General features: G+C 73.2%; 16 protein-coding genes and 2 pseudogenes. 11 read left to right on the forward strand and 7 right to left on the reverse strand.

Annotated features, from left to right (window positions below; translation table 11 throughout):
- Positions 1-195: 195 nt before the first annotated feature.
- A pseudogene (locus FGW31_RS10005) lies at positions 196-924 on the reverse strand (NADPH-dependent F420 reductase); the annotation flags it as partial.
- Between the two features lie 36 nt (positions 925-960).
- Entirely contained in the window at positions 961-1,173 is a 213-nt protein-coding gene (locus FGW31_RS10010) for an EF-hand domain-containing protein (protein ID WP_142193033.1), read from the reverse strand.
- A gap of 240 nt (positions 1,174-1,413) precedes the next feature.
- Between FGW31_RS10010 and FGW31_RS10015 the strand changes: the two are divergent.
- Positions 1,414-2,063, forward strand: a pseudogene (locus tag FGW31_RS10015) (GNAT family N-acetyltransferase).
- Between the two features lie 173 nt (positions 2,064-2,236).
- Here FGW31_RS10015 and FGW31_RS10020 read toward each other — a convergent pair.
- The 4 genes from FGW31_RS10020 to FGW31_RS10035 all read right to left on the reverse strand — a co-directional run bounded on the left by FGW31_RS10020 (position 2,237) and on the right by FGW31_RS10035 (position 6,482).
- A complete protein-coding gene (locus tag FGW31_RS10020; RefSeq protein WP_182674836.1) occupies positions 2,237-2,845 on the reverse strand; it encodes an ATP-binding protein in 609 nt (202 codons plus the stop codon).
- 177 nt (positions 2,846-3,022) lie between these two features.
- Positions 3,023-3,790 carry an enoyl-CoA hydratase/isomerase family protein gene (locus FGW31_RS10025; protein ID WP_142193035.1) on the reverse strand — a complete coding sequence of 256 codons (768 nt, stop codon included), beginning with the start codon at positions 3,788-3,790 and terminating at the stop codon, positions 3,023-3,025.
- Between the two features lie 82 nt (positions 3,791-3,872).
- Complete coding sequence (locus FGW31_RS10030; RefSeq protein WP_182674834.1) at positions 3,873-5,105, reverse strand: L,D-transpeptidase; 1,233 nt, start codon at positions 5,103-5,105, stop codon at positions 3,873-3,875.
- A 156-nt stretch (positions 5,106-5,261) separates the two neighbouring features.
- Positions 5,262-6,482 (reverse strand): L,D-transpeptidase, encoded by a 1,221-nt coding sequence (locus tag FGW31_RS10035; RefSeq protein WP_142193036.1) that lies wholly within the window; start codon positions 6,480-6,482, stop codon positions 5,262-5,264.
- A gap of 189 nt (positions 6,483-6,671) precedes the next feature.
- Here FGW31_RS10035 and glgX point away from each other — a divergent pair, with 189 nt between their 5' ends.
- The 7 genes from glgX to FGW31_RS10070 all read left to right on the forward strand — a co-directional run bounded on the left by glgX (position 6,672) and on the right by FGW31_RS10070 (position 19,266).
- Positions 6,672-8,948, forward strand: a complete 2,277-nt coding sequence (gene glgX, locus FGW31_RS10040; RefSeq protein ID WP_142193037.1) for a glycogen debranching protein GlgX — start codon at positions 6,672-6,674, stop codon at positions 8,946-8,948.
- A 163-nt stretch (positions 8,949-9,111) separates the two neighbouring features.
- Positions 9,112-10,968, forward strand: coding sequence for an ABC transporter ATP-binding protein (locus FGW31_RS10045; protein WP_142193038.1), 1,857 nt, complete (start codon positions 9,112-9,114; stop codon positions 10,966-10,968).
- Positions 10,965-12,815, forward strand: a complete 1,851-nt coding sequence (locus tag FGW31_RS10050) for an ABC transporter ATP-binding protein (protein ID WP_142193039.1) — start codon at positions 10,965-10,967, stop codon at positions 12,813-12,815. The genes FGW31_RS10045 and FGW31_RS10050 overlap by 4 nt, the downstream gene beginning before the upstream one ends.
- A 29-nt stretch (positions 12,816-12,844) precedes the next feature.
- Entirely contained in the window at positions 12,845-14,614 is a 1,770-nt protein-coding gene (locus tag FGW31_RS10055) for an ABC transporter transmembrane domain-containing protein (protein WP_142193040.1), read from the forward strand.
- Positions 14,611-16,404, forward strand: coding sequence for an ABC transporter ATP-binding protein (locus tag FGW31_RS10060; RefSeq protein WP_142193041.1), 1,794 nt, complete (start codon positions 14,611-14,613; stop codon positions 16,402-16,404). Before FGW31_RS10055 ends, FGW31_RS10060 begins: the two co-directional genes overlap by 4 nt.
- A 224-nt stretch (positions 16,405-16,628) precedes the next feature.
- Positions 16,629-18,671 carry a M4 family metallopeptidase gene (locus FGW31_RS10065; RefSeq protein WP_142193042.1) on the forward strand — a complete coding sequence of 681 codons (2,043 nt, stop codon included), beginning with the start codon at positions 16,629-16,631 and terminating at the stop codon, positions 18,669-18,671.
- 73 nt (positions 18,672-18,744) lie between these two features.
- Positions 18,745-19,266 (forward strand): DUF1990 family protein, encoded by a 522-nt coding sequence (locus tag FGW31_RS10070; RefSeq protein WP_142193043.1) that lies wholly within the window; start codon positions 18,745-18,747, stop codon positions 19,264-19,266.
- 19 nt (positions 19,267-19,285) lie between these two features.
- Here the strand turns inward: FGW31_RS10070 and FGW31_RS10075 are convergent, their stop codons facing one another.
- The gene (locus FGW31_RS10075) at positions 19,286-21,904 is read right to left on the reverse strand and encodes a glycosyltransferase family 1 protein (RefSeq protein ID WP_142193044.1); all 2,619 of its coding nucleotides are present in this window, start codon (positions 21,902-21,904) and stop codon (positions 19,286-19,288) included.
- A gap of 264 nt (positions 21,905-22,168) precedes the next feature.
- Here FGW31_RS10075 and FGW31_RS10080 point away from each other — a divergent pair, with 264 nt between their 5' ends.
- The 3 genes from FGW31_RS10080 to treS all read left to right on the forward strand — a co-directional run.
- The gene (locus FGW31_RS10080; RefSeq protein ID WP_142193045.1) at positions 22,169-23,410 is read left to right on the forward strand and encodes a S8 family peptidase; all 1,242 of its coding nucleotides are present in this window, start codon (positions 22,169-22,171) and stop codon (positions 23,408-23,410) included.
- A gap of 264 nt (positions 23,411-23,674) precedes the next feature.
- The gene (locus FGW31_RS10085; protein WP_142193046.1) at positions 23,675-25,723 is read left to right on the forward strand and encodes an alpha-1,4-glucan--maltose-1-phosphate maltosyltransferase; all 2,049 of its coding nucleotides are present in this window, start codon (positions 23,675-23,677) and stop codon (positions 25,721-25,723) included.
- A partial coding sequence (gene treS, locus FGW31_RS10090) for a maltose alpha-D-glucosyltransferase (RefSeq protein ID WP_142193047.1) occupies positions 25,720-26,938 on the forward strand: 1,219 nt, incomplete at its 3' end. The genes FGW31_RS10085 and treS, both read left to right, overlap by 4 nt.

Raw genomic sequence — 26,938 nt, forward strand, 5'->3', positions numbered from 1 at the left:
CGGCCCGAGCGGGGTCCGGTGCGTGCAGCTGCAAGGCGGAGGGGGGCGACAAAGCGGAGCGTTGGCAACCGACGACAACGCCGCAGATGCGCGTGCCGGACCCCGCGACCCCGGGATGATCCAAACGACAGACCCTAGCCGAGGGCCGCGGTCCGGATCACCCCGCGAGCCCCGGGGCGATCCGGACGGCAGACCTCAGCCGCGGAAGTCCGGGGTGCGGGTCGGGGAGGCTTCGGCCAGGGCCTTGGTGACCTCCTCGGTGCCCGCCCGCAGGCCGTAGACCGGCGTGTCGGGCTGCTGGCGCCAGGAGTCGTCGATGCCGCCCGCGTCGACGGTGTCGAAGCCGAGTTCCTCGATCAGGGCGCGGACCTTCCGCTTGGCCGCCTCGTCGTCGCCGGCGACGGGGACGGCCAGCCGGTCGGGTGCGCCGGCCGGGCGGTGGCGGTCCAGGATGTCCTGGGCGTACGTGCCGTTGAAGGCCTTGACGACCGGGTGGCCGAGCTGTCGTTCGATCCAGCGGCTCTCGGTGAGGCCCTCGTCCTCGATGGCGGCGATCCTGCCGTCGCGCTGCCGCGGGTAGTAGTTGTTGGTGTCGATGACGGCGACGCCCTCCGCCGCCTCGTCGAACAGGCCGGACGGCAGGTCCGGTACGGCCTTCAACGGGATGGTCACGACGACGACTTCGGCGCCGCGCGCTGCGTCCCCGGCGTGCACCGGGGTCGCGCCGGTCTCCTCGGCCAGGTCCGTGAGGGTGTGCGGGCCGCGGGAGTTGGCGGCGGAGACGTCGTGCCCGAGGGCCGTGAGGCGCCGGGTGAGGTTTCCGCCGATGTTGCCCGCTCCGATGATGCCGATCCTCATGTCGCTCGCCTCGCCCTTCCGGGGGTCGATGTCCGCTGCGGTCTCCGTGCGAAGACCGTCGTGGTCGGCATCAACCTCCCGGACGGGCGGGCTATTCCGGACCTACTTGTTCAGGTGGGACCAGAACTCGTCGAACGACAGCACCTTGTCGCCGTTCAGGTCACGGGACTTGATCACGGCCTCGGCGACCGCCTCGGTGACGTTCCAGTCGCCGCCCTGGGCCAGAGCGGTCTTGAACTCGGCAGCGGTGATGAATCCGTCCCCGTCCGTATCGATCCGCTCGAACTGCTTGCGCGCTTCCTCGATGTCCGCCACCGGTCCGCCCCTCGTCTCGTCCTTTTGCCGTCTTGCTGACGCGGGTCAGATTATCTGGCCACCTGGGACGCCGGTGCGGCGACCACCCACCCGGACTCCTCCGCGCGCACGGAGGCGGCTCCGGGCCGTTCACGCTCGCGGCGAACTCGCGGCGTACGTCGTCCGGTCCGGGGCCTGCGGCCGTCGGCCGGGGCTGGGAGTCCGGGACCTTCGACGGGTGGCGCATCGGGGAGCGGGCGGGTGGCGGAGAAGCTGCGGGACATCCTGGACGCGGTGGCACGCGGAGTCTTCCCGGCGGCGGACGGGACGGTGCGGGTCGTGCCGCAGCCGTCCGGGCGGGACGCGGGGGTGCCGGCGTTCACCGCGCACACCGTGGTCTTCACCGACGAGGATCCCGCCCGGGTGCGCCGGACGCCGGCGTCGGCGGACTGCGATCCGCCGGCCGCGAGCATGAACGTCCGGTTCCTGGCCGCCTTCACGGAGCGCACGGGCCGGCGGACGGACACCGTCGACGTGATGACGGTGGCGGAGCCGCTGCCCGGCGGTGCGCCGCCCGGTGCGGTGCGGATCGACGACCCCGGTCATCCGCGCGTGGTGAGCGCGCGGAGCGGCGCGACGAGGTGCGGGTGTGGGCCGTGGGCGGGGGTGTGCTGGTGCTGGGGCGCGGGATCGCGGGGCGGCTGGAGGCCGCGGTGGAGGTGGCGGAGGAGGGGGCGGAGGAGGCGCGGCACCGGGGGCTCGGGCGGCGGCTGGCGCTGGCGGCGCGGCGGCTGGCCGGTGACGAGCCGGTGTGGGCGCAGATCTCGCCGGGGAACGCGCGCCGTCTGCGGGCGTTCCAGGCGGCCGGTTACCGGCCGGTGGGTTCGCAGGCGCTGTTCCCGCGCGGCTGAGGGCGGTACGGCGGTGCCGGACCGGGGGGCGGGCCCACCGCCGTGGTGGCGCCCCAGCGGCCGGGGCGTCAGCAGTCCGGGCGGGCCCACCGCCGCGGTGGCGCCCCGGCGGCCGGGGCGTCAGCAGTCCGGGCGGGCCCACCGCCGTGGTGGCCGCCCCGGCGGCCGGGGCGTCAGCGGTCTGTGACGCGCATCTCGAACCAGGTGGTCTTGCCCCGGGGCAGCAGATCGACGCCCCAGCGGTCGGCGAGCTGGTCGACGAGGAAGAGGCCGCGGCCGCTGACGTCGAGTTCCTGGACCGGCATGAGGCAGGGCAGGCCGCGGGAGGGGTCGCGGACCTCGACGCGGATCCAGCCGCGCCGGTGGCGCAGCCGCAGTCCGAAGACGCGGGCGCCGGTGTGCCGTACGGCGTTGCCGACGAGTTCGGAGACGAGCAGGACGGCGTCCTCGGTGGTCCCTGCGGTCAGGTTCCAGTGGCGCAGGACGACGACCTGGACGAGCCGGCGGGCGGTCGCGGCGGACTCCGGACGGGACGGGAGCAGAACCTCTGCCTCCGCCGGGTTGCCGTACGACTCCAGCGCCTTCAGAGCGTGTTCGTCCTCGACCGTCGGCGACCAGCGCGACGCTGTCGCACGTCCGTCTCCCCGCGGCTGTTCCATGCCCTCCAGCCCCGCCATGCCCCCATCATGGCCGCCCGCGGGGCCCTCCGGGGCCGTTCCGGGGGAATACGCCCCCTGTGCGCCCCCACCCCTCACCAGGCCCCCGGCATATGCGGATGGCACTTCGGAGGCCTGGAAAGCCCGTCCTACCTGCGGAAAGGGCTCACTCTGAGGCAATCGACGGGCTCCCTCGACACGAACGGCTTAGGGGTGCCCCAAGGCTGCCACAAACCGCTCCATCGAGGGACCCCGAATGAGACATCGCGTCAATTGCAAGGCCCCGAAGGAACTTTCGGAGGGTCAGACGAACTTCGCCTTGCCGGGCCCTTCCTCCACGAAGCTGCGCATGCCGCGCTCACGGTCCTCGGTGGCGAACAGGCCCGCGAACCAGTTGCGTTCGATGGCCAGGCCGGTGTCGATGTCGGTCTCCAGGCCGGCGTCGACCGACTCCTTGGCCGCGCGCAGCGCGATCGCCGGGCCCTGCGCCAGCTTCGCCGCCCACGCGTGCGCCTGCGCGTAGACCTCCTCGGCGGGGACCACGCGGTCCACCAGGCCCAGGGCGAGCGCCTCGGGCGCCTTGACCTGGCGGCCGGTGAAGATGAGGTCCTTGGCCCGGGACGGGCCGATCAGCCGGGACAGGCGCTGGGTGCCGCCCGCGCCCGGGATGAGGCCGAGCAGGATCTCGGGCTGGCCGAGCTTGGCGTTCTCACCGGCGATGCGGTAGTCGGCGCACAGCGCCAGTTCGCAGCCGCCGCCGAGGGCGTAGCCGGTGACGGCCGCCACGACCGGCTTGGGGATGCGGGCCACGGCCGTGAAGGAGTCCTGCAGGGCGCGGGCCCGCGCGACCATCGCCGCGTGGTCCATGGCCTGCATCTCCTTGATGTCCGCGCCCGCCGCGAACACCTTCTCGCCGCCGTAGACCACCACGGCGCGCACGTCCGCGCGGCGGGTGGCCTCCTCGGCGAGCTCCTTCAGCCGGTCCTGCGTGGCGATGTCCAGCGCGTTCATGGGAGGGCGGTCCAGCCGCAGCGTGCCGACGCCCTCGGCGACTTCGAGATGTACGGTCATGCCAGCAGGTTAACGGCCACTAACGGCAACGGCCCCGGTGCCGTACCTCACATGCACCGGGGCCGTACGCGTCGTGCGGGGGTTACGCCTTCCACTTCTCCCAGGACATGTTCCAGCCGTTGAGGCCGTTGTCCGGGGCGATGACGGCGTCGTCGGAGTTCTTGACCTCCACCACGTCACCCAGCAGCGAGTTGTCGAAGAACCAGGCCGCCGGTGCCTTCTCGTCCCAGCCGCCGCGCACGTCGCGCAGGCCGATGCAGCCGTGGCTGGCGTTGCGGTTGCCGAAGGCGTCGCCGCCCCAGTAGTTGCCGTGGATGAAGGTGCCGGAGGTGCTCAGGCGCATGGCGTGCGGGACGTCCTTGATGTCGTACTCGCCGCCGTAGCCGACCGTCTCGCCGTTCATCCGGGTCACCGGCAGCCGCTCGCTGATGACCATCTTGCCGTTCCAGGTCTCGTAGCCGGGTGCGCCGGTGGTGACCGGGATGGTCCTGACGACCTTGCCGTCCCGCACGACCTTCATGGTGAGCTTCTTGGCGTCGACGACGGAGATCTGCTCGCGGCCGATGGTGAAGGAAACGGTCTTGGACTGCTCGCCATAGACGCCCGGGCGGCCCTCGACGCCGTCGAGGTCGAGGTCGACGGTGACCTTGGTGCCGGCCTTCCAGTACTTCTCCGGGCGGAAGTCGAGGCGGTCGTTGCCGAACCAGTGGCCCTCGACCTCGACGGCCGGTTCGGTGGTGATGCGGATGGCCTTCTCGACGTCACCGGGGTTGGTGATCCCGCGGGTGAAGCGGAGCGAGAACGGCATTCCGACGCCGACCTTCGATCCGTCCTCCGGTGTGAAGTGGCCGATGAAGGTGTTCTTCGGCGTCAGCGTGGTGAAGGTGGAGTCCTCGGCCGCGGTGCGGCCCTCGGAGTCCTTGGCGACCGCGTGCACCGTGTACGTGGTGGAGGCGGCCAGGTGGGTCGACGGCGTCCAGGAGGCGCCGTCGCCGGATATCTTCCCCGGTATCTTCTCGCCGTCCCGGTCCTTGACGACGACCTCGGTCAGTTCCCCCTTGGCGGCGGTCACCTTCAGCGCGCCGCTCGTCTCGACGGACTTGGCGCCGTCCTCGGGCGCGATGCCCACCACGGCCTCGGACTGCTTGCTCCGCGCGGCCGTGGAGTCCTTGTCCCCGCCCTTGCCGTCCCCCGGCGCGGATCCCCCGCCGCCGCAGGCGGTGACCGCCAGCATCACGCCGAGCGCCAGCGCCGCCAGCCTCCGGCCGGTCCTCCCCCGCGCGCCGCCCCGCGCCGCCCCCGATATCGGCCCCATGTTCAACTTGCTCTCCCCTCGGCGGGCCCGGCCTGGCCCGGCCCGCGCCCCCGCGCGCCCCTCGCGCGCACGGCGCATAGTAACCACAGGCCAGGGACGTCGGACACGACTGGTTTGTCACCGTTCCGTTCCAACTCTTCCCGGCCCGCCGGGAGATCACTTCACTGCGGAGCCCGCCTTCCACTTCCGCCAGTTCATGTTCCAGCCACCGAGGCCGTTGTCGGCGGCGACCTGCTCGTCGCGGCTGTTGACGACCTCGACGACGTCACCGACGAGAGAGCGGTCGAAGAACCAGCCCGCCGGGGTGTCCGCGCCGCCGCCCTTCACGTCGCGCAGGCCGACGCAGCCGTGGCTGACGTTGCTGCGGCCGAACACCTCCGCGTCGGCCCAGTAGTTGCCGTGCAGGAAGGTGCCGGAGTCGGTCAGGCGGATGGCGTGCGGGACGTCGGGGATGTCGTACTCGCCGCCGAAGCCGACCGTGCGGCTGTCCATGCGGGTGACCTCGAGCATCTCGGTGATCACCATCTTGCCGTTGTAGGTGGGGGTCTTGCGCGCGCCGGCCGTGACCGGCACGGTGGCCAGCAGCTCCCCGTCCCGGCGCACCCGCATGGTGTGCCGGGCGGCGTCGACCACCGAGACCTGGCTGCGGCCGACGGTGAAGGTGAAGGTGCGGTCCTGGAGGCCGTAGACGCCCGGGGCGCCCTCGATGTCGCGCAGCCGCAGGTCGACGGTGACGCGGGTGCCCGGCTTCCAGTAGTGCTCGGGGCGGAAGTCCAGGCGGGAGCCGCCGAACCAGTGCGGGCGGATCTCCACGGCGGGGCGGGCGGTGACCCGGACGGCGCGTTCCACGGCGGCGCGGTGGACGATCTTCCGGTTGAACTCCAGGGAGACGATCATCCCGGTGCCCACGGTGGAGCGGTCCTCCGGGGCGACGTAGCCGATGAAGCGTTCCGCCGGGACATGGGTGGTGAAGGTGGTGTGCCGGGCGGAGCGGCGGCCGTCGCCGTCCACGGCCACCGCGTCGACGGTGTACTTGGCGGCCAGCGCCAGCCGTGCGTCGTCGGGCCGCCAGGTCCGTCCGTCGGCGGAGATCCGCCCGGGGACCGGGGACTCCCGCGCGTCGCGGGAGACGACGACCTCCACCGACTCCAGCCGCCCGTCCGGCACCCGCACCCGCAGCCCGGCGTCGGGCCGGACGTCCTTGCTGCCGTCGCCGGGCGCGACACGGATGTGCTCCCCGCCGCCCGGGGGCCCGAACGCCCCGCCCACCGAGCCGTCCGCGGCACAGCCGGCGGCTCCGCTCAGCAGTCCTGCCCATGTCACTACGGCGGCCAGCGCGGCCCTCGCGCGCCGTGCGCGCCCTTGTACGTACCTCACGCGGTACCCAACGACCGGTCTCGCCCCGGGCAACGACCATGCCGCCCCCTGGCGGAACGTGAGTGCGAGGCACGCCCTGGGCAGAACAGTGGGGAGGACGACGCGCCGGGGAGCCGCGGCCGGAGCCGGGACACCGGGCCCTGCACCCCTGTCCGCCGTCGTCCCCCACGAGCCGCGGGAGGCTGACAGGTGTCCAGCGCAGCCGAGCAGGAGGCGGTGGCCGCGGAGCGGGCCACCGGGGACGGACGCACGGCCGCCGTCGTGGGCGGTGCACGGCGGGCCGCGCCCGTGCCGACGGTGCCGGTGCGGCCGGGCCGGCCGACGCCGCTGGGGGCCCGGTTCCGGGTCGGCCCGGACGGGGTGGCGGGCACGAACTTCGCGCTGTGGGCGGGCGGCGCTGAGGGGGTGGAGCTGTGCCTGTTCGACGAGCGGGGCCGGGAGAGCAGGGCCCCGCTGACCGAGCTGACGCACGAGATCTGGCACGGCTTCGTGCCGGGCGTGCTGCCCGGCCGGCGGTACGGCTACCGGGTGCACGGCCGCTGGGACCCGTGGACCGGGGCCCGCTGGAATCCGGCGAAGCTGCTGCTGGATCCGTACGCGCGGGCGGTGGACGACGCCCGGGGGAACGACTTCGGCCGGCTGCCGCCGGAGGTGTACGGGCACGTCCGTGACTGGCCGGAGCAGCATGTCGCGGACACGGTGCGCGACGACCGGGACTCCGCGCCGTACGTCCCGAAGGCGGTGGTCGTCGACGACGGCGGGCCCGACGACGAGTGGGCGTACGACCACCGGCCGAAGACGCCGTGGGCGGACTCGGTGATCTACGAGCTGCACGTCAAGGGGTTCACGCAGCGCCACCCGGGCGTCCCGGAGGAGTTGCGCGGCACCTACGCGGGCCTCGCGCACCCCGCCGCCGTCGAGCACCTGGTGCGGCTCGGGGTGACGGCCGTCGAGCTGCTGCCGGTGCACCAGTTCGCGCACGAGGACCACCTGCTGCGCCGGGGCCTGCGCAACTACTGGGGGTACAACTCCATCGGTTACTTCGCCCCGCACGCCGCCTACTCGGCGTCGGGGACGACTGGGCAGCAGGTCGGCGAGTTCCGGCGGATGGTGCGGGCGCTGCACGCGGCCGGCATCGAGGTGATCCTGGACGTGGTGTACAACCACACCGCGGAGGCGGGCGAGCTGGGGCCGACGCTGTCGCTGAAGGGCATCGACAACCGCGGCTACTACCGCCTGCAGCCCGACGCGCGCCGGTACGCGGACTACACCGGCTGCGGCAACACGCTCCACGTCGTCCAGCCGCAGGTGCTGCGCCTGATCACGGACTCGCTGCGCTACTGGGTGACGGAGATGGGCGTGGACGGCTTCCGCTTCGACCTGGCGGCGGCCCTGGCCCGCTCCATGCATGACGTGGACATGCTGTCGCCGTTCCTCGCGGTGATCGCGCAGGACCCGGTGCTGCGCCGGGTGAAGCTGATCGCGGAGCCGTGGGACGTGGGCTCCGGCGGCTACCAGGTGGGCGCCTTCCCGCCGCTGTGGACGGAGTGGAACGACCGGTACCGCAACGCCGTGCGGGACTTCTGGCGGCACGCGCTGCCCGACGTGCGGGAGATGGGCTACCGGCTGTCCGGGTCGAGCGACCTGTACGCCTGGGGCGGACGGCGCCCGTACGCCTCGGTCAACTACGTCACCGCGCACGACGGTTTCACCCTGCGCGACCTGGTGTCGTACGACCGCAAGCACAACGAGGCCAACGGCGAGGGCAACCGGGACGGCACGGACGACAACCGCTCCTGGAACTGCGGCACCGAGGGCGAGACCCGGGACCCGGACGTACAGGCGCTGCGCCGCCGCCAGCTGCGCAACCTGCTGACCACGCTGCTGCTGTCGACGGGCGTGCCGATGCTGGTGGCCGGCGACGAGATGGGCCGCACCCAGCACGGCAACAACAACGCCTACTGCCAGGACAACGAACTGGGCTGGGTGGACTGGTCGCTGCTGGACGACCCCGAGTGGCGGCCCCTGTTCGAGCTGACGTCCCGGCTGATCGCCCTGCGCCACCGGCACCCGGTGCTGCGCCGCCGGGCGTTCTTCTCCGGCCGCGCCCACTCCGCGGACGGGCTGCGCGACCTCGCCTGGTTCACCCCGCGCGGCGAGGAGATGACCGAAGGCGACTGGTACGCGCCGGCCGCCACGCTCGGCATGTACCTCTCCGGGCGGGACATCCCGGGCCGCGACGAGAACGGCGCGCCCGTGCTCGACGACAGCTTCCTCGCGGTGCTGCACGCCGGGGAACAGCCGGTGGACTTCGTCCTGCCGGGCCCTCCGTGGGCCGAGCGGTACGAGGTCGTGGTGGACACCGGCCGCGAGGAGCAGGCGTCGGCGCCGGGCGTGGAGCACCGCGCGGGCACCGCGGTCACGGTGCCGGGGCGGACGGTGCTGCTGCTGCGGGCGCGGCCCTGAACGCGGGGCGTGCGCGGGTACGGAGGTCGACCCGGCGCACGCGCGCGTAGGACGGCCCGTCGTGTGCGCCGGGCGTACGCGCAGGTCGTAGGACCGGCGGACGAGGTGGAACCGGTCAAAACTCGGTGGGCAGTGTCAGTGGCGAACCGTAGGCTCGCTGCTGATGTCCACCACACCTGACGCCCCGGAACCCCGCTCCGCCGTGCGCAGCCTGCTGCGGCTGTGGCCCTATGTGCGGCCCGTGCGGGCGCGGTTGTTCACCGCCGCGTTCATCGCGATCGTCGCCTCCTGCATCGGGCTGGTCATCCCGCTCGTCCTGAAGTGGATGGTGGACGGCCCGGTCGCCGACCGGGACCCGGCGGGGGTCTGGCTCGGCGCGCTGTACCTGCTGCTGCTCGGGCTCGCGGAGGCGCTGCTGTTCGGGCTGCGGCGCTGGCTGGTGGCCCGGCCGCTGTCGCGCGTCGAGGCGGAGATGCGGGCCGACCTGTACCGGCACCTGCAGCGGCTGCCCATCGCCTTCCACGACCGCTGGCCGTCGGGCCAGTTGCTGTCCCGGGCGACCACGGACCTGATGCTGCTGCGCATGTTCCTCGCCTTCCCGCTGACCTTCCTGCTGGTCAACGGAGTGACGATCGTCGTCGGCGTGGTCATCATGCTGGTCCAGGACTGGACGCTGGGGCTGGTCGTCCTGGTGCCCGCCGTGCCGGTGCTCCTCACCTGCGTCGTCTTCGAGAAGAAGTACTCCGGCGCGGCGCGGCGGGCGCAGGACCAGGTGGGCGACCTGACCACGGTGGTCGAGGAGAGCGTCCTCGGCATCCGCATCATCAAGGGCTTCGGACGGCACCGGAGCCAGGCGCGGGCGTTCCGGGAGCTGTCCGGGAAGCTGCGGGGGACGGAACTGCACAAGGCCCGGCTGCTGGCCACCATCCTCGGCGTCATCGTCACGCTCCCGGAGCTGGCGATCGGGGCGGCGCTGGTGCTGGGGGCCGTGCGGGTGGCGGACGGGTCGCTGTCCGCGGGCACCCTGGTGGCGTTCCTGTCCACGGCACTGGCGCTGCGCTGGCCGGTGGACTCGATCGGCTTCCTGCTGGCGATGAGCCAGGAGGCGGCCACGGCCACCGAGCGGTACTTCGAAGTGATGGACGCCGAGCCGGAGTCCGGGACGAAGTCCGGGACGAAGTCCGGGACGGAGTCCGGGACGAGGTCCGGGACGGAGTCCAGGAAGGGCGGGGCCGGGTCGGGCGGCCCGGCGGCGCGCGGCGCGTCAGCGGACGGCCTGCGGTTCGAGAACGTCAGCTTCCGGTACCCGGACGCGCCCGCCGGGTCCCCGCCGGTGCTGGACCGCATCGACCTGCACATCCGTCCCGGTGAGTCGCTCGCGCTCGTCGGGGCCACCGGCAGCGGGAAGACCACGCTCACCGCGCTCGTGCCGCGCCTGCACGAGGTCACCTCGGGACGGATCACCCTCGACGGGGCGGACATCACCGGCATGTCCCGTCGGGAGCTGCGCTCCAGGGTCGCCGTCGCCTTCGAGGAACCCACGCTGTTCTCGGCGAGCGTCGAGGAGAACGTGCTGATGGGCGGCGGCGACGGCACCGAGGACCTGGAGCGGGCGCTCGGTGTGGCGCAGGCCGGCTTCGTGCACGCGCTGCCGCAGGGCGTGCACACCCAGGTCGGCGAACAGGGGCTGAGCCTCTCCGGCGGGCAGCGGCAGCGTCTCGCGCTGGCCCGGGCGGTGGTCGGTCGGCCCGGCTTCCTGGTCCTGGACGACCCGCTGTCCGCGCTGGACGTGCACACCGAGGCCGCGGTCGAGGCCGCCCTGCGCCGGGTGCTCGCGGACACCACGGCCCTCATCGTGGCGCACCGCCCGTCCACCGTCCTGCTCGCCGACCGCGTCGCCCTGCTGTCCGGCGGCCGGATCACCGCGGTCGGCACCCATCACGAACTGCTGCGCACCAGCCCCGAGTACGCCCACCTGATGTCCGGCGACCCGGCGGGGGAACAGGAGGACCAGCGATGACGGCGGCCACCACCGCACCCGCCCAGGACGAGGACGACGACCGGACACCGGCGTCCGGCGACCCCTTCGACCAGGACCAGCTGCCCACGCCCCCGGGCGCCACCGGCGCGCTGCTGCGCTCCCTGCTCGCGCCGATGCGCGCCCGGGTCGCGGTCACCGCGCTGTTCCTGCTGCTCCAGCAGGCCGCCGTGCAGGCCGGCCCGCTGCTGGTGGCGTACGCCATCGACCGGGCGGTGCCCGCGTTCCGCGGCGACGACCACGGGCCGCTGATCGCGGTGGCGGTGGGCTATCTGCTGTGCGCGGCGGCGGCCGGGACGCTGCAGTACGCGTTCGTCACCGCCTCCGCCCGGGTCAGCCAGGACGTGCTGCTCGATCTGCGCGGCCGGATCTTCCGCCACGCGCAGGCGCTCAGCGTCGACTTCCACGAGCGGTACACCTCGGGCCGGCTCATCTCCCGTTCCACCACCGACGTCGAGTCGCTGCGGGAACTGCTGGAGGAGGGCCTGCAGGAACTGGTGATGGTGATCCTGTCCGCCGTCTACATCTCGGTGCTGCTGCTCTGGCTGGACCTGGGGCTGGGCGCGGTGGCGGTGGCGTCGTTCGTGCCGCTGTACGCGCTCGTGCGGTCGTACCGGCGGCGGGCGGGTCGGGTGTACCGCAGGCGCTCGACCGCGATCGCGGCGGTGATCGTGAAGTTCGTCGAGACGATGAACGGCATCCGGCCGGTGCGCGCCTTCCGCCGGGAGGACGTCAACGACGCCGAGTTCCGGGTGCTGAACCGGCGCCACGAACGCACCAACGGCGACGCGCTGCTGGAGATGGCCCGCTATGTCGTGGGCTCCCGGGTCACCGCCAACACGACCGTCGCGCTGATCGTGCTGTGGGGCGCCTACCGGGTGGCGGACGGGACGCTGGCGCTCGGTGTGCTGGCGGCGGCGGTGCTGTACCTGCGGCGGCTGTACGACCCGATCGACCGGCTGGGGATGTTCCTCAACTCCGCCCAGTCGGCGGGGGCGTCGCTGGAGAAGATCGCCGGGCTGCTGGCGCAGACCCCGTCGGTGCCCGAACCCGAGGCGCCCCGGGAGCTTCCCGCGCGGCGGCCCGAGCACCCGGGCCGCGAGGTGGTCTTCGACGGCGTCCGGTTCGCCTACCGCACCGGCGGCGAGGTGCTGCCCCGCTTCGACCTGACCCTGCCCGCCGGGCAGACCGTCGCGGTCGTCGGCTCGACCGGCGCGGGCAAGTCGACGCTGGCCAAGCTGCTCGCCCGGTTCTACGACCCCAGCGACGGCCGGGTGCTGCTCGACGACGTGGACCTGCGCGACCTCACGGGCCGCGATCTGCGGCGCGAGGTGGTGATGGTGACGCAGGAGGCGTTCCTGTTCTCCGGCACGGTCGCCGAGAACATCTCGATCGGACGGCCGGACGCCACCCGGGCGGAGATCGAGCAGGCGGCGAAGGAGATCGGCGCGCACGACTTCATCGCCGCCCTGCCCGACGGCTACGACACCGACGTGCGCAAGCGCGGCGGCCGCATCTCGGCCGGTCAGCGCCAACTGGTCGCGTTCGCGCGGGCGCTGCTCGCGGATCCGGCGGTGCTGATCCTGGACGAGGCGACCAGTTCGCTGGACGTCCCCGGTGAGCGGGCGGTGCAGCGGGCCATGGCGACGGTGCTGAAGGGGCGCACGGCGGTGGTGATCGCGCACCGGCTGTCGACGGTGGAGATCGCCGACCGGGTCCTGGTGATGGAGCACGGGCGGGTCGTGGAGGACGGCCCTCCGGCCGAACTGATCGCCGGCACGGGCCGGTTCGCCGATCTGCACCGGGCCTGGCGGGACAGTCTGGCGTAGCCGCCGGGGACGGCGCGGGAGGGGGACGGATGATCGACGCCTACGAGGATCCCGGTACGCCGGACGGCCGGAGCGGGGCCCGCTATCTGTGGTGGCTGGTGCGGCGGCAGCCGGGGCGGTGTGCGGCGGGGACGGTGTTCAGCGGTGTGTGGATGGTGCTGCTGGCGGTGACGCCGTATCTGATGTCCCGGGCGCTGGACGACGGGCTGGCACCGGGCGACATGGGCGCGCTGGCCGGCTGGACCGGCGCGCTGTTCGCGGTGAACGGGCTCAACGCCTGGCTGGGCATCATGCGGCACCGCACGATGACCCGGGTGCGGATGGACGCCAACTTCCGCACGGTGAAGGTGGTCGTCGGGCAGACGGTGCGGCTCGGTGCCTCGCTGCGGCGGCGGGCCGGTGCCGGGGAGGTCGTCACCATCGGCGTGGGTGACGTGCAGGTGATCGCCACTGCCCTGACGGTCGTCGGGCCGGGCGTCGGCGCGGTGGTGGCCTACCTCGTGGTGGCCGCGCTGCTGCTGGCGGTGTCGCCGCTGCTGGCGGGCGTGGTGCTGCTCGGGGTGCCGGTGATCGGCGTCGTGGTCGGGCCGCTGGCGGGGCGGTTGCGCGGCGCGGAGGCGGACTACCGGGAGCGGCAGGGTGTGCTGACCGCGCGGATCGGTGATCTGGCGGGCGGGCTGCGGGTGTTGAGCGGGCTGGGCGGCAAGGGCCTGGTCGCCGAGTCGTTCCGCCGGGACTCGCGACGGCTGCGGGACCAGGGCTACCGGGTCGGGGCGGTGACCAGCTGGATGCAGGCGCTCGGCGCGGGACTGCCGACGCTGTTCCTCGCCGGGGTCACCTGGATCGCGGCGCGGCTGGCGGCGCGGGGCGAGATCAGCGTGGGCGAACTGGTGTCGGTGTACGGCTATGTCGCGGTGCTGGTGTGGCCGGTGATGTTCCTCATCGAGTGCGGTCAGTACCTGAGCCGGGGCGTGGTGGCCGCCGGGCGGGTGACGGACCTGCTGCGTCTGGAGCCGCCGGACGACACGGGCACCGCCGCGCCGCCGGCCGGACCCGCCGTGCTGTACGACCCGGAGTCGGGGGTGCGGGTGCCGCCGGGCCGGCTGACCGCGCTCGCCGCCGCGCGGCCGGCCGACGCGCTCGCGGTGGTGGACCGTCTCGGCCGGTACGCGCCGTCGGAGGTCACCTGGGGTGGGATCCGGCTGGACGAGATCGCGCCGGCCCGGGTGCGGGAGCGGATCCTGGTCGCCGACCCCGAGGCCGACCTGTTCGCCGGTCCGCTGCGGGAGGTGGTGGCCGGGCACGGCGAACCGCGCGACGAGGAGGTGCTGCGCGCGCTGCACGCGGCCGCCGCCGACGACGTCGTGCAGGGCCTGCCCGAGGGGCTGGACTCGGTGGTGACCGCGCAGGGCCGCAGTCTGTCCGGCGGCCAGCGGCAGCGGGTGCGGCTCGCGCGGGCGTTGCTGGCCGACCCGGAGGTGCTGCTGGCGGTGGAGCCGACCTCGGCGCTGGACGCGCACACCGAGGCGACGGCCGCCGACCGGCTGCGCGCGGCGCGCCGGGACCGTACGACGGTGCTGGCCACGACCTCGCCGCTGGTGCTGGACCGGGCCGATCTGGTGCTGTTCCTGGCCGACGGCAAGGTCGTCGCGAGCGGCGGCCACCGCGACCTCCTCGACACCGAGCCGGGCTACCGGGCGCTGGTGACCAGGGACGCCGACGAGAGTGCCGCAGAGAATGCCGCCGAGAATGCCGCCGGGAGAACCGGCGCGAGCGCCGCCGAGGAGGTCGTGCGATGAGCGCGGGGCGGCTGCCGCTGGCCGGGCCCGCCGACGTGCGCCGGGCCGCGATGGGCCTGGTGCGGGCGGACGGGCGGGCCTTCGCCGCCGTACTGGCGCTGAACGCGCTGGCGGCGGTGGCGGGTCTGGCCGGGCCCTGGCTGCTGGGGCGGATCGTGGACGAGGTGCGCGGCGGCGCCGGAGTGGCCGTGGTGGACCGGCTGGCGCCGGTCATCCTGCTGTGCGCGGTCGCCCAGTTGCTGCTGTCCCGCTGGGCCCGCTTCGTGGGACACCGGTTCGGTGAGCGGACGCTGGCGCGGGTGCGGGAGCGGTTCGTGGACCGGGCGCTGGCGCTGCCCTCGTCGGTGGTGGAGCGGGCCGGCACGGGCGATCTGACGGCGCGGGGGACGGCGGACGTGACCGCCGTGGGGACGACGCTGCGGGACGCCGGGCCGGCGCTGCTGGTCAACGCGGTGCAGGCGCTGTTCGTGATGGCCGCGGTCGTCGTGGTGGACCCGCTGCTGGGTGCGCTGGGAGTGCTCTGCCTCGCTCCGATCTGGGTCGCCGTGCGCTGGTATCTGCGCCCGGCCAGGGGCGCCTACCTGGCGGAGGGCGCGGCCACCTCGGACGTGGCGGAGGTCGTCGCGTCGACGGCGTCGGGGGCGCGCACGGTGGAGGCGTTCCGGTTGCGGGAGCGGCGGATCCGGGCGTCCCGGGACGCGCTGGAGTCCGCCCGGCGCACCCGGTTCCGCACCCTGTCGCTGCGCACGGTGTTCTTCCCGGTGGTCGATGTGTCGTACGCCATGCCGGTGGCCGCGGTGCTGCTGGTCGGCGGGTGGCTGCACCAGCGGGACGCGGTGAGCCTGGGCGCGGTGGTGACCGCCTCCCTGTACCTGTTGCAGCTGAGCGGCCCGCTGGACGAGGTGCTGTTGCGGGTGGAGCAGTTGCAGAGCAGCGGCGCCTCCTTCGCGCGGGTGGAGGGGCTGGCCCGGGCGCCGCGCGCGGCACAACGGGGCGACTGCCCGGATCCGGTGGACGACCGGATCGACGCGAAGGGCGTGCGGTACGCCTACGACGGCGGCGGTGAGGTGCTGCGCGGGGTCGATCTGACGGTGCGGCCGGGCGAACGGCTGGCCGTGGTGGGCCCGTCGGGGGCGGGCAAGACCACGCTGAGCCGGCTGCTGGCGGGCGTGGACGCGCCGACGGCGGGGACGGTGACCGTGGGCGGGGTGCCGGTGGCGGATCTGGACCCGGAGCGGCTGCGCCGCCAGGTGGTGCTGGTCACCCAGGAGCACCACGTGTTCCTGGGCTCGCTGCGCGACAATCTGCGGATCGCCGAACCGGCGGCCGGGGACGAGGAGTTGTGGGCGGCACTGGCCGTGGTCGGCGCCGACGCGTGGGTGCGGGAGCTGCCGCGGGGCCTGGACACGGAGGTCGGCGAGGCGGGCTGGACCGCCGACGGCGCGCAGGCGCAGCAACTGGCCCTGGCGCGGGTGGTGCTGGCCGATCCGCACACGCTGATCCTCGACGAGGCCACCGCGCTGCTCGATCCGACGACCGCCCGGCACACCGAGCGGGCGCTGGCCGCGGTGCTCCGGGGGCGGACCGTGATCGCCGTCGCGCACCGGCTGCACACCGCGCACGACGCCGACCGGGTGGCCGTCATGGAGGACGGCCGGCTCACCGAACTCGGTGCGCACGAGGAACTGGTGGCGGCCGGTGGGGCGTACGCGGCGCTGTGGCGGTCCTGGCACGGTGACCGGCCGGACGACCCGGACGGGAATGCTGAACCGTTCGCATATCGAACGTGAACTCCCGTACAACGAACGGTTTCCGGCCAATCTTCTGACGCGCTCCTGACAGAAACCGCGTTGCCCTGCCACTCTTCCCTCGGCCGTGCCACAGCAACCCCACAGCATCTCCCCCCGCTGTGCCGCGGCCGAGGCTCTCAGCACTTCCGTTCTGCCCGGCCGGCCCACCCGCCGTCCGGTCTCCCCAGGCCGCGCGACCCGCGGCCACGCAGAAGGAGTCAGCGTTGACCAGTACGTCGTCCCACAGACGCACCCCCACGCACCGCCGCGCCGCCGCCGTCGCCCTCGCCGGGGTGGCCGCCCTGGTCGCCACGGCCTTGCAGTCCGGCAGCGCCACCGCCGCCCCGGAGAAGGCACCGTCGGCGGCGAGCGAGGCCCGGCCCGGGTCCGAGTCGGTACGGCTCACCCCGGCCCAGCGCGCCGAACTGATCCGCGAGGCGAACGCCACCAAGGCGGACACCGCCAAGGACCTGGGCCTGGGCGCGAAGGAGAAGCTCGTCGTCCGTGACGTCGTCAAGGACCGCGACGGCACCGTGCACGTCCGCTACGAGCGCACCTACGACGGCCTGCCCGTCCTCGGCGGCGACCTGGTCGTCCAGGGCGACACGGCCGGCGAGGCCGAGTCCGTCGTCAAGGCCACCCGCGCCGCGGTGAAGCCCGCCACCACCACCGCCGAGGTGCCGGCCGCGCAGGCCGAACGGCAGGCCCTGGCCGCCGCGAAGGCCGAGAAGGCCGAGGGCGCCGACGTGGACCGCGCCCCGCGCAAGGTCGTCTGGGCCGCCGACGGCAAGCCGGTCGTGGCGTACGAGACGGTCGTCGGCGGTCTCCAGCACGACGGCACCCCGCAGGAGCTGCACGTCGTCACGGACGCCACCACGGGCGAGAAGCTGTACGAGTGGCAGGCCGTCCGCAACGGCACCGGCCACACCGTCTACAGCGGCACCGTCACCCTGGGCACCACGCAGTCCGGGTCGTCGTACACCCTCACCGACGGGGCGCGCGGCGGGCACAAGACGTACAACCTCAACCGCGGCACCTCCGGCACCGGCACGCTGTTCTCCGGCGCCGACGACGTCTGGGGCGACGGCACCCCGTCCAACCTGGAGTCGGCCGCCGCCGACGCCCACTACGGGGCCGCGCTGACCTGGGACTACTACAAGAACGTGCACGGCCGCAGCGGCATCCGCGGCGACGGCGCCGCCGCCTACTCCCGGGTCCACTACGGCAACAACTACGTCAACGCCTTCTGGTCCGACAGCTGCTTCTGCATGACCTACGGCGACGGCTCGGGCAACGCCAACCCGCTGACCTCGATCGACGTCGCCGCGCACGAGATGACCCACGGCCTCACCTCGAACACCGCGGGCCTCAACTACAGCGGCGAGTCCGGCGGTCTGAACGAGGCCACCAGCGACATCTTCGGCTCGACGGTCGAGTTCTACGCCAACAACTCCTCCGACGTCGGTGACTACCTCATCGGCGAGGAGATCGACATCAACGGCGACGGCACCCCGCTGCGCTACATGGACAAGCCCAGCAAGGACGGCGCGTCCAAGGACAGCTGGTACTCCGGCATCGGCTCGATCGACGTGCACTACTCGTCCGGCCCCGCGAACCACTTCTTCTACCTGCTGAGCGAGGGCAGCGGCACCAAGACCATCAACGGTGTCACCTACGACTCGCCCACCTCGGACGGCCTGCCGGTGACCGGCATCGGCCGCGCCAAGGCGGAGAAGATCTGGTTCCGCGCGCTGACCACCAAGTTCACCTCCACCACCAACTACGCGGGCGCCCGCACCGGCACCCTCGCGGCGACCGGTGAGCTGTACGGCACGGACAGCGCCGAGTACAAGGCGGTGCAGGACGCCTGGGCGGCCATCAACGTGGGCGCGCGCTCGGGTGGCGGCGGCGGTGGCGGCACCTCCTTCGAAAGCACCACCGACGTGTCCGTCCCGGACGCCGGGGCGGCGGTGACCTCCTCGATCACCGTCTCCGGCCGGGCCGGCAACGCGCCCGCCAACCTCCAGGTCGCGGTGGACATCGTGCACACCTGGCGCGGTGACCTGGTCGTCGACCTGCTGGCCCCGGACGGCACGGCGTACCGCCTGAAGAACAGCAGCTCCGGCGACTCGGCGGACAACGTCAACGAGACCTACACGGTCAACGCCTCCTCCGAGACCGCCAACGGCACCTGGAAGCTGCGGGTGCAGGACGTGGCACGGTACGACACGGGCTACATCAACGGCTGGAAGCTCACCTTCCCGTAAACCCGGACCTACGGCACGCGAGCGGCGCCCCGCCTTTCTCCCTGGCGTGGGCGCCGCCCTACTCTTGGGTCCCATGTCTTCGGCGGACTTCACCTACGACCACGTCGGCGCTACCCGCGAGCCGGGTTTCTGCCCTCCCGGATTCCACCCCATGCAGGTCCGCACCCGCATCGGCGAGGGCGAGGAGGTCTTCCGGCGGGCCGCGCAGGCCCTCCTCACCTGGGAGCTGCACCGCGCGCTCGGCGTCGGCGTGGACACCGCCGCCGACCGCGCGGCCCCCGACGTCGACGTCACCATCACCCTCGCCGGGGTCGTCAGGGCGCCCTGCCGGGTGGTGTGGACGGTGGAGGAGCGCCGCAGGGCCGGCTGGGCCTACGGCACCCTCGACGGCCATCCGGAGTGCGGCGAGGAGTCCTTCGTGGTGGACCGCACCGGCGACGGCACGGTGTGGCTGACCGTCTCCGCGTTCAGCAGGCCGGCGCGCTGGTACTCCCGCGCGGGCGGCCCCGCCACCCGCGGCCTCCAGCACGCCTACGCCCGCCGCTGCGGAAAGGTCCTGCGCCGCCTGGCCACCCGCGGCGTCGAGGAGGACTGAGCGGTCACGGGCGCCGCCGTCACCGCATCAGCAGCCCCGCCGCCTCCACCAGGTCCTCCGACGGGACGGCGACCAGGCCCGGTTCGGCTCCCGAGGCGAGCAGCCGGTGGGCCGGCAGGATGCGCACGGTGTAGCCGAAGGGGCCCGTACGGTCCAGGGAGAGCGGGCCCTCGTACACCCAGCGGCCCTCCGGGTCGGGGGCGCCCACCGGTTTCAGCGGCACGGCCGAGGCGTCGGTGATGCGGTCCTCCTCGTCCACCCGCCCGGTCACCGCCTGCACCTCGACGTCGTCCGGGCCGAGTTCGCCGAGGTCGACCCGCACCCGCAGCGCGAGCGTGGTGCCGAGCTCCGCGGTCGCCGTCGTCACGGACGTCTCGACGTGGTCGACGCTCACCGCGGGCCAGGCGCCGCGCACCCTCGCCTTCCACTCGGCCAGGGCCCGCGCGGAGTCCGGGTCCATGGCGCGGTGCGCGCGGGCGGCGGGCGCGTACAGGCGCTCCACGTACTCGCGGACCATGCGGCCGGCCAGCACCTTCGGGCCGAGCAGGCTCAGCGTGCGGCGGACCATCTCGATCCAGCGGTCCGGCAGCCCGCTGTCGCCGCGCTCGTAGAAGCGCGGGGTGATCCGCTGCTCCAGCAGGTCGTAGAGGGCGGCGGCCTCTATGGCGTCGCGCCGGTCCGGGTCGGTGCCGGCGCCGTCCGCGGTGGGGATGGCCCAGCCGAAGTCGGGCTGGAAGAACTCGTCCCACCAGCCGTCCAGCACCGACAGGTTGAGGCAGCCGTTGAGCGCGGCCTTCATGCCGCTGGTGCCGCACGCCTCCAGCGGCCTGAGCGGGTTGTTCAGCCAGATGTCGCAGCCGGGGTAGAGCTTCTGCGCCATCGCCATGCCGTAGTCGGGCAGGAACACGATCCGGTGCCGCACCCGCGGGTCGTCGGCGAACCTCACCAGTTCCTGGATGAGCCGCTTGCCGCCCTCGTCGGCCGGGTGCGCCTTGCCCGCCACCACGATCTGCACCGGCCGCTCGGGATGCAGCAGCAGCTCCGTCAGCCGGTCCCGGTCGCGCAGCATCAGCGTCAGCCGCTTGTACGACGGGACGCGCCGCGCGAACCCGATGGTCAGCACGTCCGGGTCGAGCACCCCGTCGATCCAGCCCAGTTCGGCCGTGCCGGCGCCGCGCTGCCGCCAGGAGGCGCGCAGCCGCTCGCGCACCTCCAGCACCAGCAGCTCGCGCAGGGACCGGCGCAGGTCCCAGATGTCCTGGCCGGGGATGTCGGCGACGGAGTCCCAGCGGTCGGAGTCGCCGACGCTCAGCGCCTCCTCGGCGCGCTGGGCACCGATCTGCCGGGCGCCGAGCCGGAACACCTCGGGGGCGACCCAGGTGGGTGCGTGCACTCCGTTGGTCACGGAGGTGATCGGCACCTCCTCCGGGTCGAAGCCCGGCCAGAGCCCGGCGAACATCTCGCGGCTGACGTGGCCGTGCAGCAGCGAGACGCCGTTGGCGCGCTGGGCGAGGCGCAGGCCCATCACGGCCATGTTGAACAGGTCGGGCCGGCCGCCGGGATACGTCTCCGTGCCGAGCCGGAGGATGCGGTCGACCTGGATGTCCGGCAGTTCGGCGTGCGGTCCGAAGTGACGGGCGACCAGGTCGCGGTCGAAGCGGTCGATGCCGGCCGGGACGGGCGTGTGCGTGGTGAACACCGTTCCCGCCCGCACGGCTTCCAGGGCCGCCTCGAAGTCCAGTCCGCGCGCGCCCAGTTCGGCGATGCGCTCCAGGCCGAGGAAGCCGGCGTGCCCCTCGTTGGTGTGGAAGACCTCGGGTTCGGGGTGCCCGGTCAGCCTGCAGTACGTGCGGACCGCGCGGACACCTCCTATGCCGAGCAGCATCTCCTGCAGCAGCCGGTGTTCGCTGCCGCCGCCGTAGAGCCGGTCGGTGACGCCGCGTTCGCCGAGGTCGTTCTCCTCGACGTCGGAGTCCAGCAGCAGCAGCGGGACCCTGCCGACCCGGGCCAGCCAGATCCGGGCGCGCAGCGAGCGGTCGCCGGGCAGGGCGAGGGTGATCCGGGCAGGGGTGCCGTCGGGCTCCGTGAGCTGGTCCAGGGGCAGCTCGTGGGGGTCGAGGACGGGGTAGTGCTCCTGCTGCCAGCCGTCGCGGGACAGGGACTGGCGGAAGTAGCCGTGCCGGTAGAGCAGGCCGACGCCGATGAGGGGCGCGCCGAGGTCGCTGGCGGCCTTGAGGTGGTCGCCGGCGAGGATGCCGAGTCCGCCGGAGTACTGCGGCAGGGCGGCGGTGATGCCGAACTCCGGGGAGAAGTAGGCGACGGCGGCGGGCAGCCGGTCGTCCTGCGCCTGGTACCAGCGGTCGCCGGTCAGGTAGGCGTGCAGATCGCCCGCGACCGCCTCGAGGCGGTCCAGGAAGTCGCGGTCGCCGGCCAGGTCGGTGAGCCGGTCGGCCGGCACGCTGCCGAGCAGCCGCACCGGGTCGCAGCCGACGGCCGCCCAGCGTCCCGGGTCGACGGAGCGGAACAGGTCACGGGTTCCGGCGTGCCAGGACCAGCGCAGATTGCGGGACAGGTCGTTCAGGGGCCGGAGGGGGTCGGGGAGCACGGGTCGGACGGTGAATCGACGGATCGCCTTCACAAGCCACCTCGGCGGGTTCGTGAGAGACGCGGTGTGCGTCCGGGCATCGCTGCCGACAGTACCGGCGCGCACACGCTCCGGGCGGGAGGCCGTGGGACACGGGAGGCGCCGCACCCCCGGGCAAACGATTCACCGCACGACGGATATGGCCGATTCCGCCCCCATAGGCGTCCTTGTCGCGCTTCGTCCCGCACGAGAAGCTGCCACCACCCCGGTGGGCGGGAGCGCGCCGCGCCGGGCCCGGGCGAGGAGGGGACGCGGATCATGGCACGGACGCGAGCGCGGCGGCTGCGCCGGGCGGGGGTCGTGACGGCGGTGCTGTGCGCCGCGGCGGTGCCGGCCGTCGGCCCTCCCGCGCACGCCGCCCCGCAGGGGCGGATCCTCGGCGCCGGTGCGCCCGGCTCCGTGACCGGCAGCTATCTGGTCACGCTGAAGGACCAGACGGCGGCCCGGTCGGCGGCGGGCCGGGACCTCGCCGACCGGTACGGGGTGAGCGTCACCCACACCTACGGCACGGTGCTGAACGGTTTCGCCGTACGGGCCGACGCGCAGGCGGCCGGACGGCTCGCGGCCGACCCGCGGGTCGCCTCGGTCACCCAGGACACGCGGGTCGTGCAGGACTCGCGGGTCGTGCAGGACTCGCGGGTCGTGCAGGAGGGCGGCGCGCCGCGGAACCCGCCGTCGTGGGGACTGGACCGGATCGACCAGCGGGACCTGCCGCTGGACGGGCGCCGCTCCACGCCGGGGCCGGCGGGCGCCGGGGTGACGGTCTACGTGATCGACAGCGGCGTCCGCGTCTCGCACCGGGACTTCGGCGGACGGGCGCGCCACGGCTGGGACTTCGTGGAGAACGACCGGACCGCGCAGGACGGCAACGGACACGGCACGCAGGTCGCCGGGATCGCCGCGGGCACGTCGTACGGGGTGGCGAGCAGGGCGGAGATCGTCTCGGTGCGGGTCCTGGACGACCGGGGCGCGGGCACCACGGCCCAGGTGATCGCGGGCGTCGACTGGGTGACCCGGAACGCGCGCGGGCCCGCGGTCGCCAATCTGAGCCTGGGCGGTTTCCACAACGCGCAGCTGAACGCCGCCGTGCGCGCCTCCGTCGCGTCCGGCGTCACCTACACGGTCGCCGCGGGCAACGGAGGAAGGGCGGCCGCACTGTACTCGCCGGCGGGCGTCCGGCAGGCCGTCACGGTGGGAGCGACCGACCGGCAGGACAAGAAACCGGCCTTTTCCAACATCGGTTCCGGCGTCGACCTGTTCGCACCGGGGGTGTCGATCACCTCGGCGTCCGCCGCGAGCGACACCGGCCGGGCCACCCGCTCGGGTACGTCGATGGCGGCGCCGCACGCGGCGGGCGCGGCGGCGCTGTACCTCGCCGAGCACCGGCGGGCGACCCCGGCTCAGGTGGCGAAGGCGCTGGTCGAGGGCGCGACGAGCGGCACGGTGACCGGGCCCGGGCCCGGCTCGCCGAACCGGCTGCTGCGGGTGCCGGGCGCCTAGCCGCGTCCCCGGCGGGTGCCGGGCGGCAGGGGTGCGGCGAGGTGCCGGCGCGGGTGGGAGCGGGCCCACCGGGGGCCGGCTCGGCGCCGTGCGGACGGGGCCGGTCTTGTGTGTCGACATACGCGCGAGTAGTTAACAAAGTGCCGGATTGCCCACCCGAACAGTGTGGGAAGGCTCCTGCGGGTACACCCCACAGGAACACCACGCAGGACCCACCTCCCCACAGTCATCCGCCCACCCACGTTGACGCGGACAGGAGCGGTCATGCCCGCCAAGCACCACTCGTCCTCGCCCCCGGAACCCGGCCGCCGGGAGCCCTCCGGCCCCCCGGTCTCCGTGGGGCGCATCCCCGTCCTCGACGTCCGGCCGATGGTCCGGCAGGGCCGCCGCCCGGCCAAGGCCGTGACCGGCGAGTCGTTCGAGATCTCGGCCACCGTGTTCCGGGAGGGGCACGACGCGGTGGCCGCCAATGTCGTCCTGAAGGATCCCGAGGGGCGCCCGGGGCCGTTCACGCCGATGCGGGAGCTGGCGCCGGGCACGGACCGGTGGGGGGCGACCGTCACCGCGGGCGCGCCCGGGCTGTGGTCGTACACCGTGGAGGCGTGGGGCGACCCGGTGTCCACCTGGCGGCACCACGCGCGGATCAAGGTGCCGGCCGGGCTGGACACGGAGCTGGTGCTGGAGGAGGGCGCCCGGCTGTACGAGCGGGCGGCGGCCCAGGTCCCGGACGCGGGGTCCAGAGGTGTGCTGCTCGCGGCCGTCGGCGCCCTGCGCGACGAGAGCCGTGCGGCGGCGTCCCGGCTGGCGGCGGCGCTGACGCCGGAGGGGGACCGGGTGCTGGCCCGTCATCCGCTGCGGGAACTGGTCCCCAGCAGTGCCCCGCTGCCGCTGCTGGTGGAACGCGAACGGGCCCTGCTCGGCTCCTGGTACGAGTTCTCCCCCCGCTCGGAGGGCACCCCCGAACAACCCCCCGGCACCTTCGACACCGCCGCCCGCCGCCTGCCGGCCGTCGCCGCGATGGGCTTCGACGTCGTCTCCCTCCCGCCCGTCCACCCCCTCGGCACCACCTTCCGCAAAGGCCCCAACAACCCCCTGAACGCGGGCCCTCCCGACGTCGGCGTGCCCTGGGCCATCGGCTCCCCCGAAGGGGGCCACGACGCCGTCCACCCGGACCTGGGCACGGTGGAGGACTTCGCCCGCTTCGTGGCCCGCGCCGGCGAACTCGGCCTGGAGGGCGCCCTGGACTTCGCCCTGCAGTGCTCCCCCGACCATCCCTGGGTCCACAAGCGCCCCGAGTGGTTCCACCACCGCCCCGACGGCTCCATCGCCCACGCCGAGAACCCGCCGAAGAAGCACCAGGACATCTATCCGATCGCCTTCGACGCCGACATGGACGGCCTCGTCGCCGGGACCGGGCGCGTCCTGCGGTTCTGGATGGGCCACGGGGTGCGGATCTTCCGCGTGGACAACCCGCACACCAAACCGGTCGTCTTCTGGGAGCGGGCCATCGGCGAGATCAACCGCGTCGATCCCGACGTCATCTTCCTGGCCGAGGCGTTCACCCGCCCCGCGATGATGCACACCCTGGCCCAGATCGGCTTCCAGCAGTCCTACACCTACTTCACCTGGCGCAACACCAAGCAGGAACTCACCGAGTACCTGACCGAGCTGTCCGGCGACGCCCCCTCCTACATGCGGCCCAACTTCTTCGCCAACACCCCGGACATCCTGCACGCCTACCTCCCGCACGGCGGCCGGCCCGCCTTCGAGGTCCGCGCCGTCCTGGCCGCCACCCTCTCGCCCACCTGGGGCATCTACAGCGGCTACGAACTGTGCGAGAACACTCCGCTGCGCGAGGGCAGCGAGGAGTACCTCGACAGCGAGAAGTACCAGCTCAAACCCCGCGACTGGGAAGCCGCCGCACGCGAGGGCCGCACCATCGCGCCCCTCGTCACCCGCCTCAACACCATCCGCCGGGAGAACCCGGCCCTGCGGCAGCTGCGCGACCTCCACTTCCACGACGCCGACCAGGACGCGGTCATCGCGTACTCCAAGCGGCAGGGTTCGAACACGGTTCTGGTCGTGGCCAACCTCGACCCGCACCACACCCAGGAGGCCACGGTCTCGTTGGACATGCCGCAACTCGGCCTGGACTGGCACGAGTCGGTACCGGTGCGCGACGAGCTCACCGGCGAGACCTATCAATGGGGCAGGGCCAACTACGTGCGCCTCGAACCGGGCATCGCGCCCGCACACGTCTTCCGTGTCCTGCGACCGTCCAGCCCGTCGATCGGAGGGTCACCCACAACATGATCGTCAACGAACCCGTCCCGGACACCTTCGAGGACACGCCCGCCAAGGACCGGGACCCGGAGCGGTTCAAACGCGCCGTCTTCTACGAGGTGCTCGTCCGCTCCTTCCAGGACAGCAACGGCGACGGCATCGGCGACCTCAAGGGCCTGACCGCGAAACTCGACTACCTGCAATGGCTCGGCGTCGACTGCCTGTGGCTGCCGCCCTTCTTCAAGTCGCCCCTGCGCGACGGCGGTTACGACGTCTCCGACTACACCGCCGTCCTGCCCGACTTCGGCGACCTCGCCGACTTCGTCGAGTTCGTCGACGCGGCGCACCAGCGCGGCATGCGCGTGATCATCGACTTCGTCATGAACCACACCAGCGACCAGCACCCGTGGTTCCAGGAGTCGAGGCGGGATCCCGACGGACCGTACGGCGACTACTACGTCTGGGCCGACGACGACAAGCAGTTCCAGGACGCCCGCATCATCTTCGTCGACACCGAGGCGTCGAACTGGACGTACGACCCGGTGCGCAAGCAGTACTACTGGCACCGCTTCTTCTCGCACCAGCCGGACCTGAACTACGAGAACCCGGCGGTGCAGGAGGAGATGATCTCCGCGCTGAAGTTCTGGCTGGACCTCGGGATCGACGGGTTCCGGCTGGACGCGGTGCCGTACCTGTACCAGGCCGAGGGCACCAACTGCGAGAACCTGCCGGCGACGCACGCCTTCCTGAAGCGGGTCCGCAAGGAGATCGACACCCAGTACCCGGACACCGTGCTGCTCGCCGAGGCCAACCAGTGGCCCGAGGACGTCGTCGACTACTTCGGCGACTACCGCGCCGGCGGCGACGAATGCCACATGGCCTTCCACTTCCCCGTCATGCCCCGCATCTTCATGGCCGTCCGCCGCGAGTCCCGCTACCCGGTCTCCGAAATCCTCGCCAAGACCCCCGCCATCCCCTCCGGCTGCCAATGGGGCATCTTCCTGCGCAACCACGACGAGCTGACCCTGGAGATGGTCACCGACGAGGAACGCGACTACATGTGGGCCGAGTACGCCAAGGACCCCCGCATGCGCGCCAACATCGGCATCCGCCGCCGCCTCGCCCCGCTCCTGGACAACGACCGCAACCAGATCGAACTCTTCACCGCCCTGCTGCTCTCCCTGCCCGGCTCGCCGATCATCTACTACGGCGACGAGATCGGCATGGGCGACAACATCTGGCTCG

Origin of the sequence: Streptomyces calvus, from assembly GCF_006782915.1 — a bacterium.
GTDB classification, from domain to species: domain Bacteria; phylum Actinomycetota; class Actinomycetes; order Streptomycetales; family Streptomycetaceae; genus Streptomyces; species Streptomyces calvus.

Excerpts from the sequence above, each read along its gene's own strand:
- FGW31_RS10025 (WP_142193035.1), bottom strand. The coding sequence starts at position 3,790 with ATGACCGTACATCTCGAAGTCGCCGAGGGCGTCGGCACGCTGCGGCTG.
- FGW31_RS10030 (WP_182674834.1), bottom strand. The coding sequence starts at position 5,105 with ATGGGGCCGATATCGGGGGCGGCGCGGGGCGGCGCGCGGGGGAGGACC.
- FGW31_RS10045 (WP_142193038.1), top strand. The coding sequence starts at position 9,112 with ATGTCCACCACACCTGACGCCCCGGAACCCCGCTCCGCCGTGCGCAGC.
- FGW31_RS10050 (WP_142193039.1), top strand. The coding sequence starts at position 10,965 with ATGACGGCGGCCACCACCGCACCCGCCCAGGACGAGGACGACGACCGG.
- FGW31_RS10055 (WP_142193040.1), top strand. The coding sequence starts at position 12,845 with ATGATCGACGCCTACGAGGATCCCGGTACGCCGGACGGCCGGAGCGGG.
- FGW31_RS10060 (WP_142193041.1), top strand. The coding sequence starts at position 14,611 with ATGAGCGCGGGGCGGCTGCCGCTGGCCGGGCCCGCCGACGTGCGCCGG.
- FGW31_RS10070 (WP_142193043.1), top strand. The coding sequence starts at position 18,745 with ATGTCTTCGGCGGACTTCACCTACGACCACGTCGGCGCTACCCGCGAG.
- FGW31_RS10080 (WP_142193045.1), top strand. The coding sequence starts at position 22,169 with ATGGCACGGACGCGAGCGCGGCGGCTGCGCCGGGCGGGGGTCGTGACG.
- FGW31_RS10085 (WP_142193046.1), top strand. The coding sequence starts at position 23,675 with ATGCCCGCCAAGCACCACTCGTCCTCGCCCCCGGAACCCGGCCGCCGG.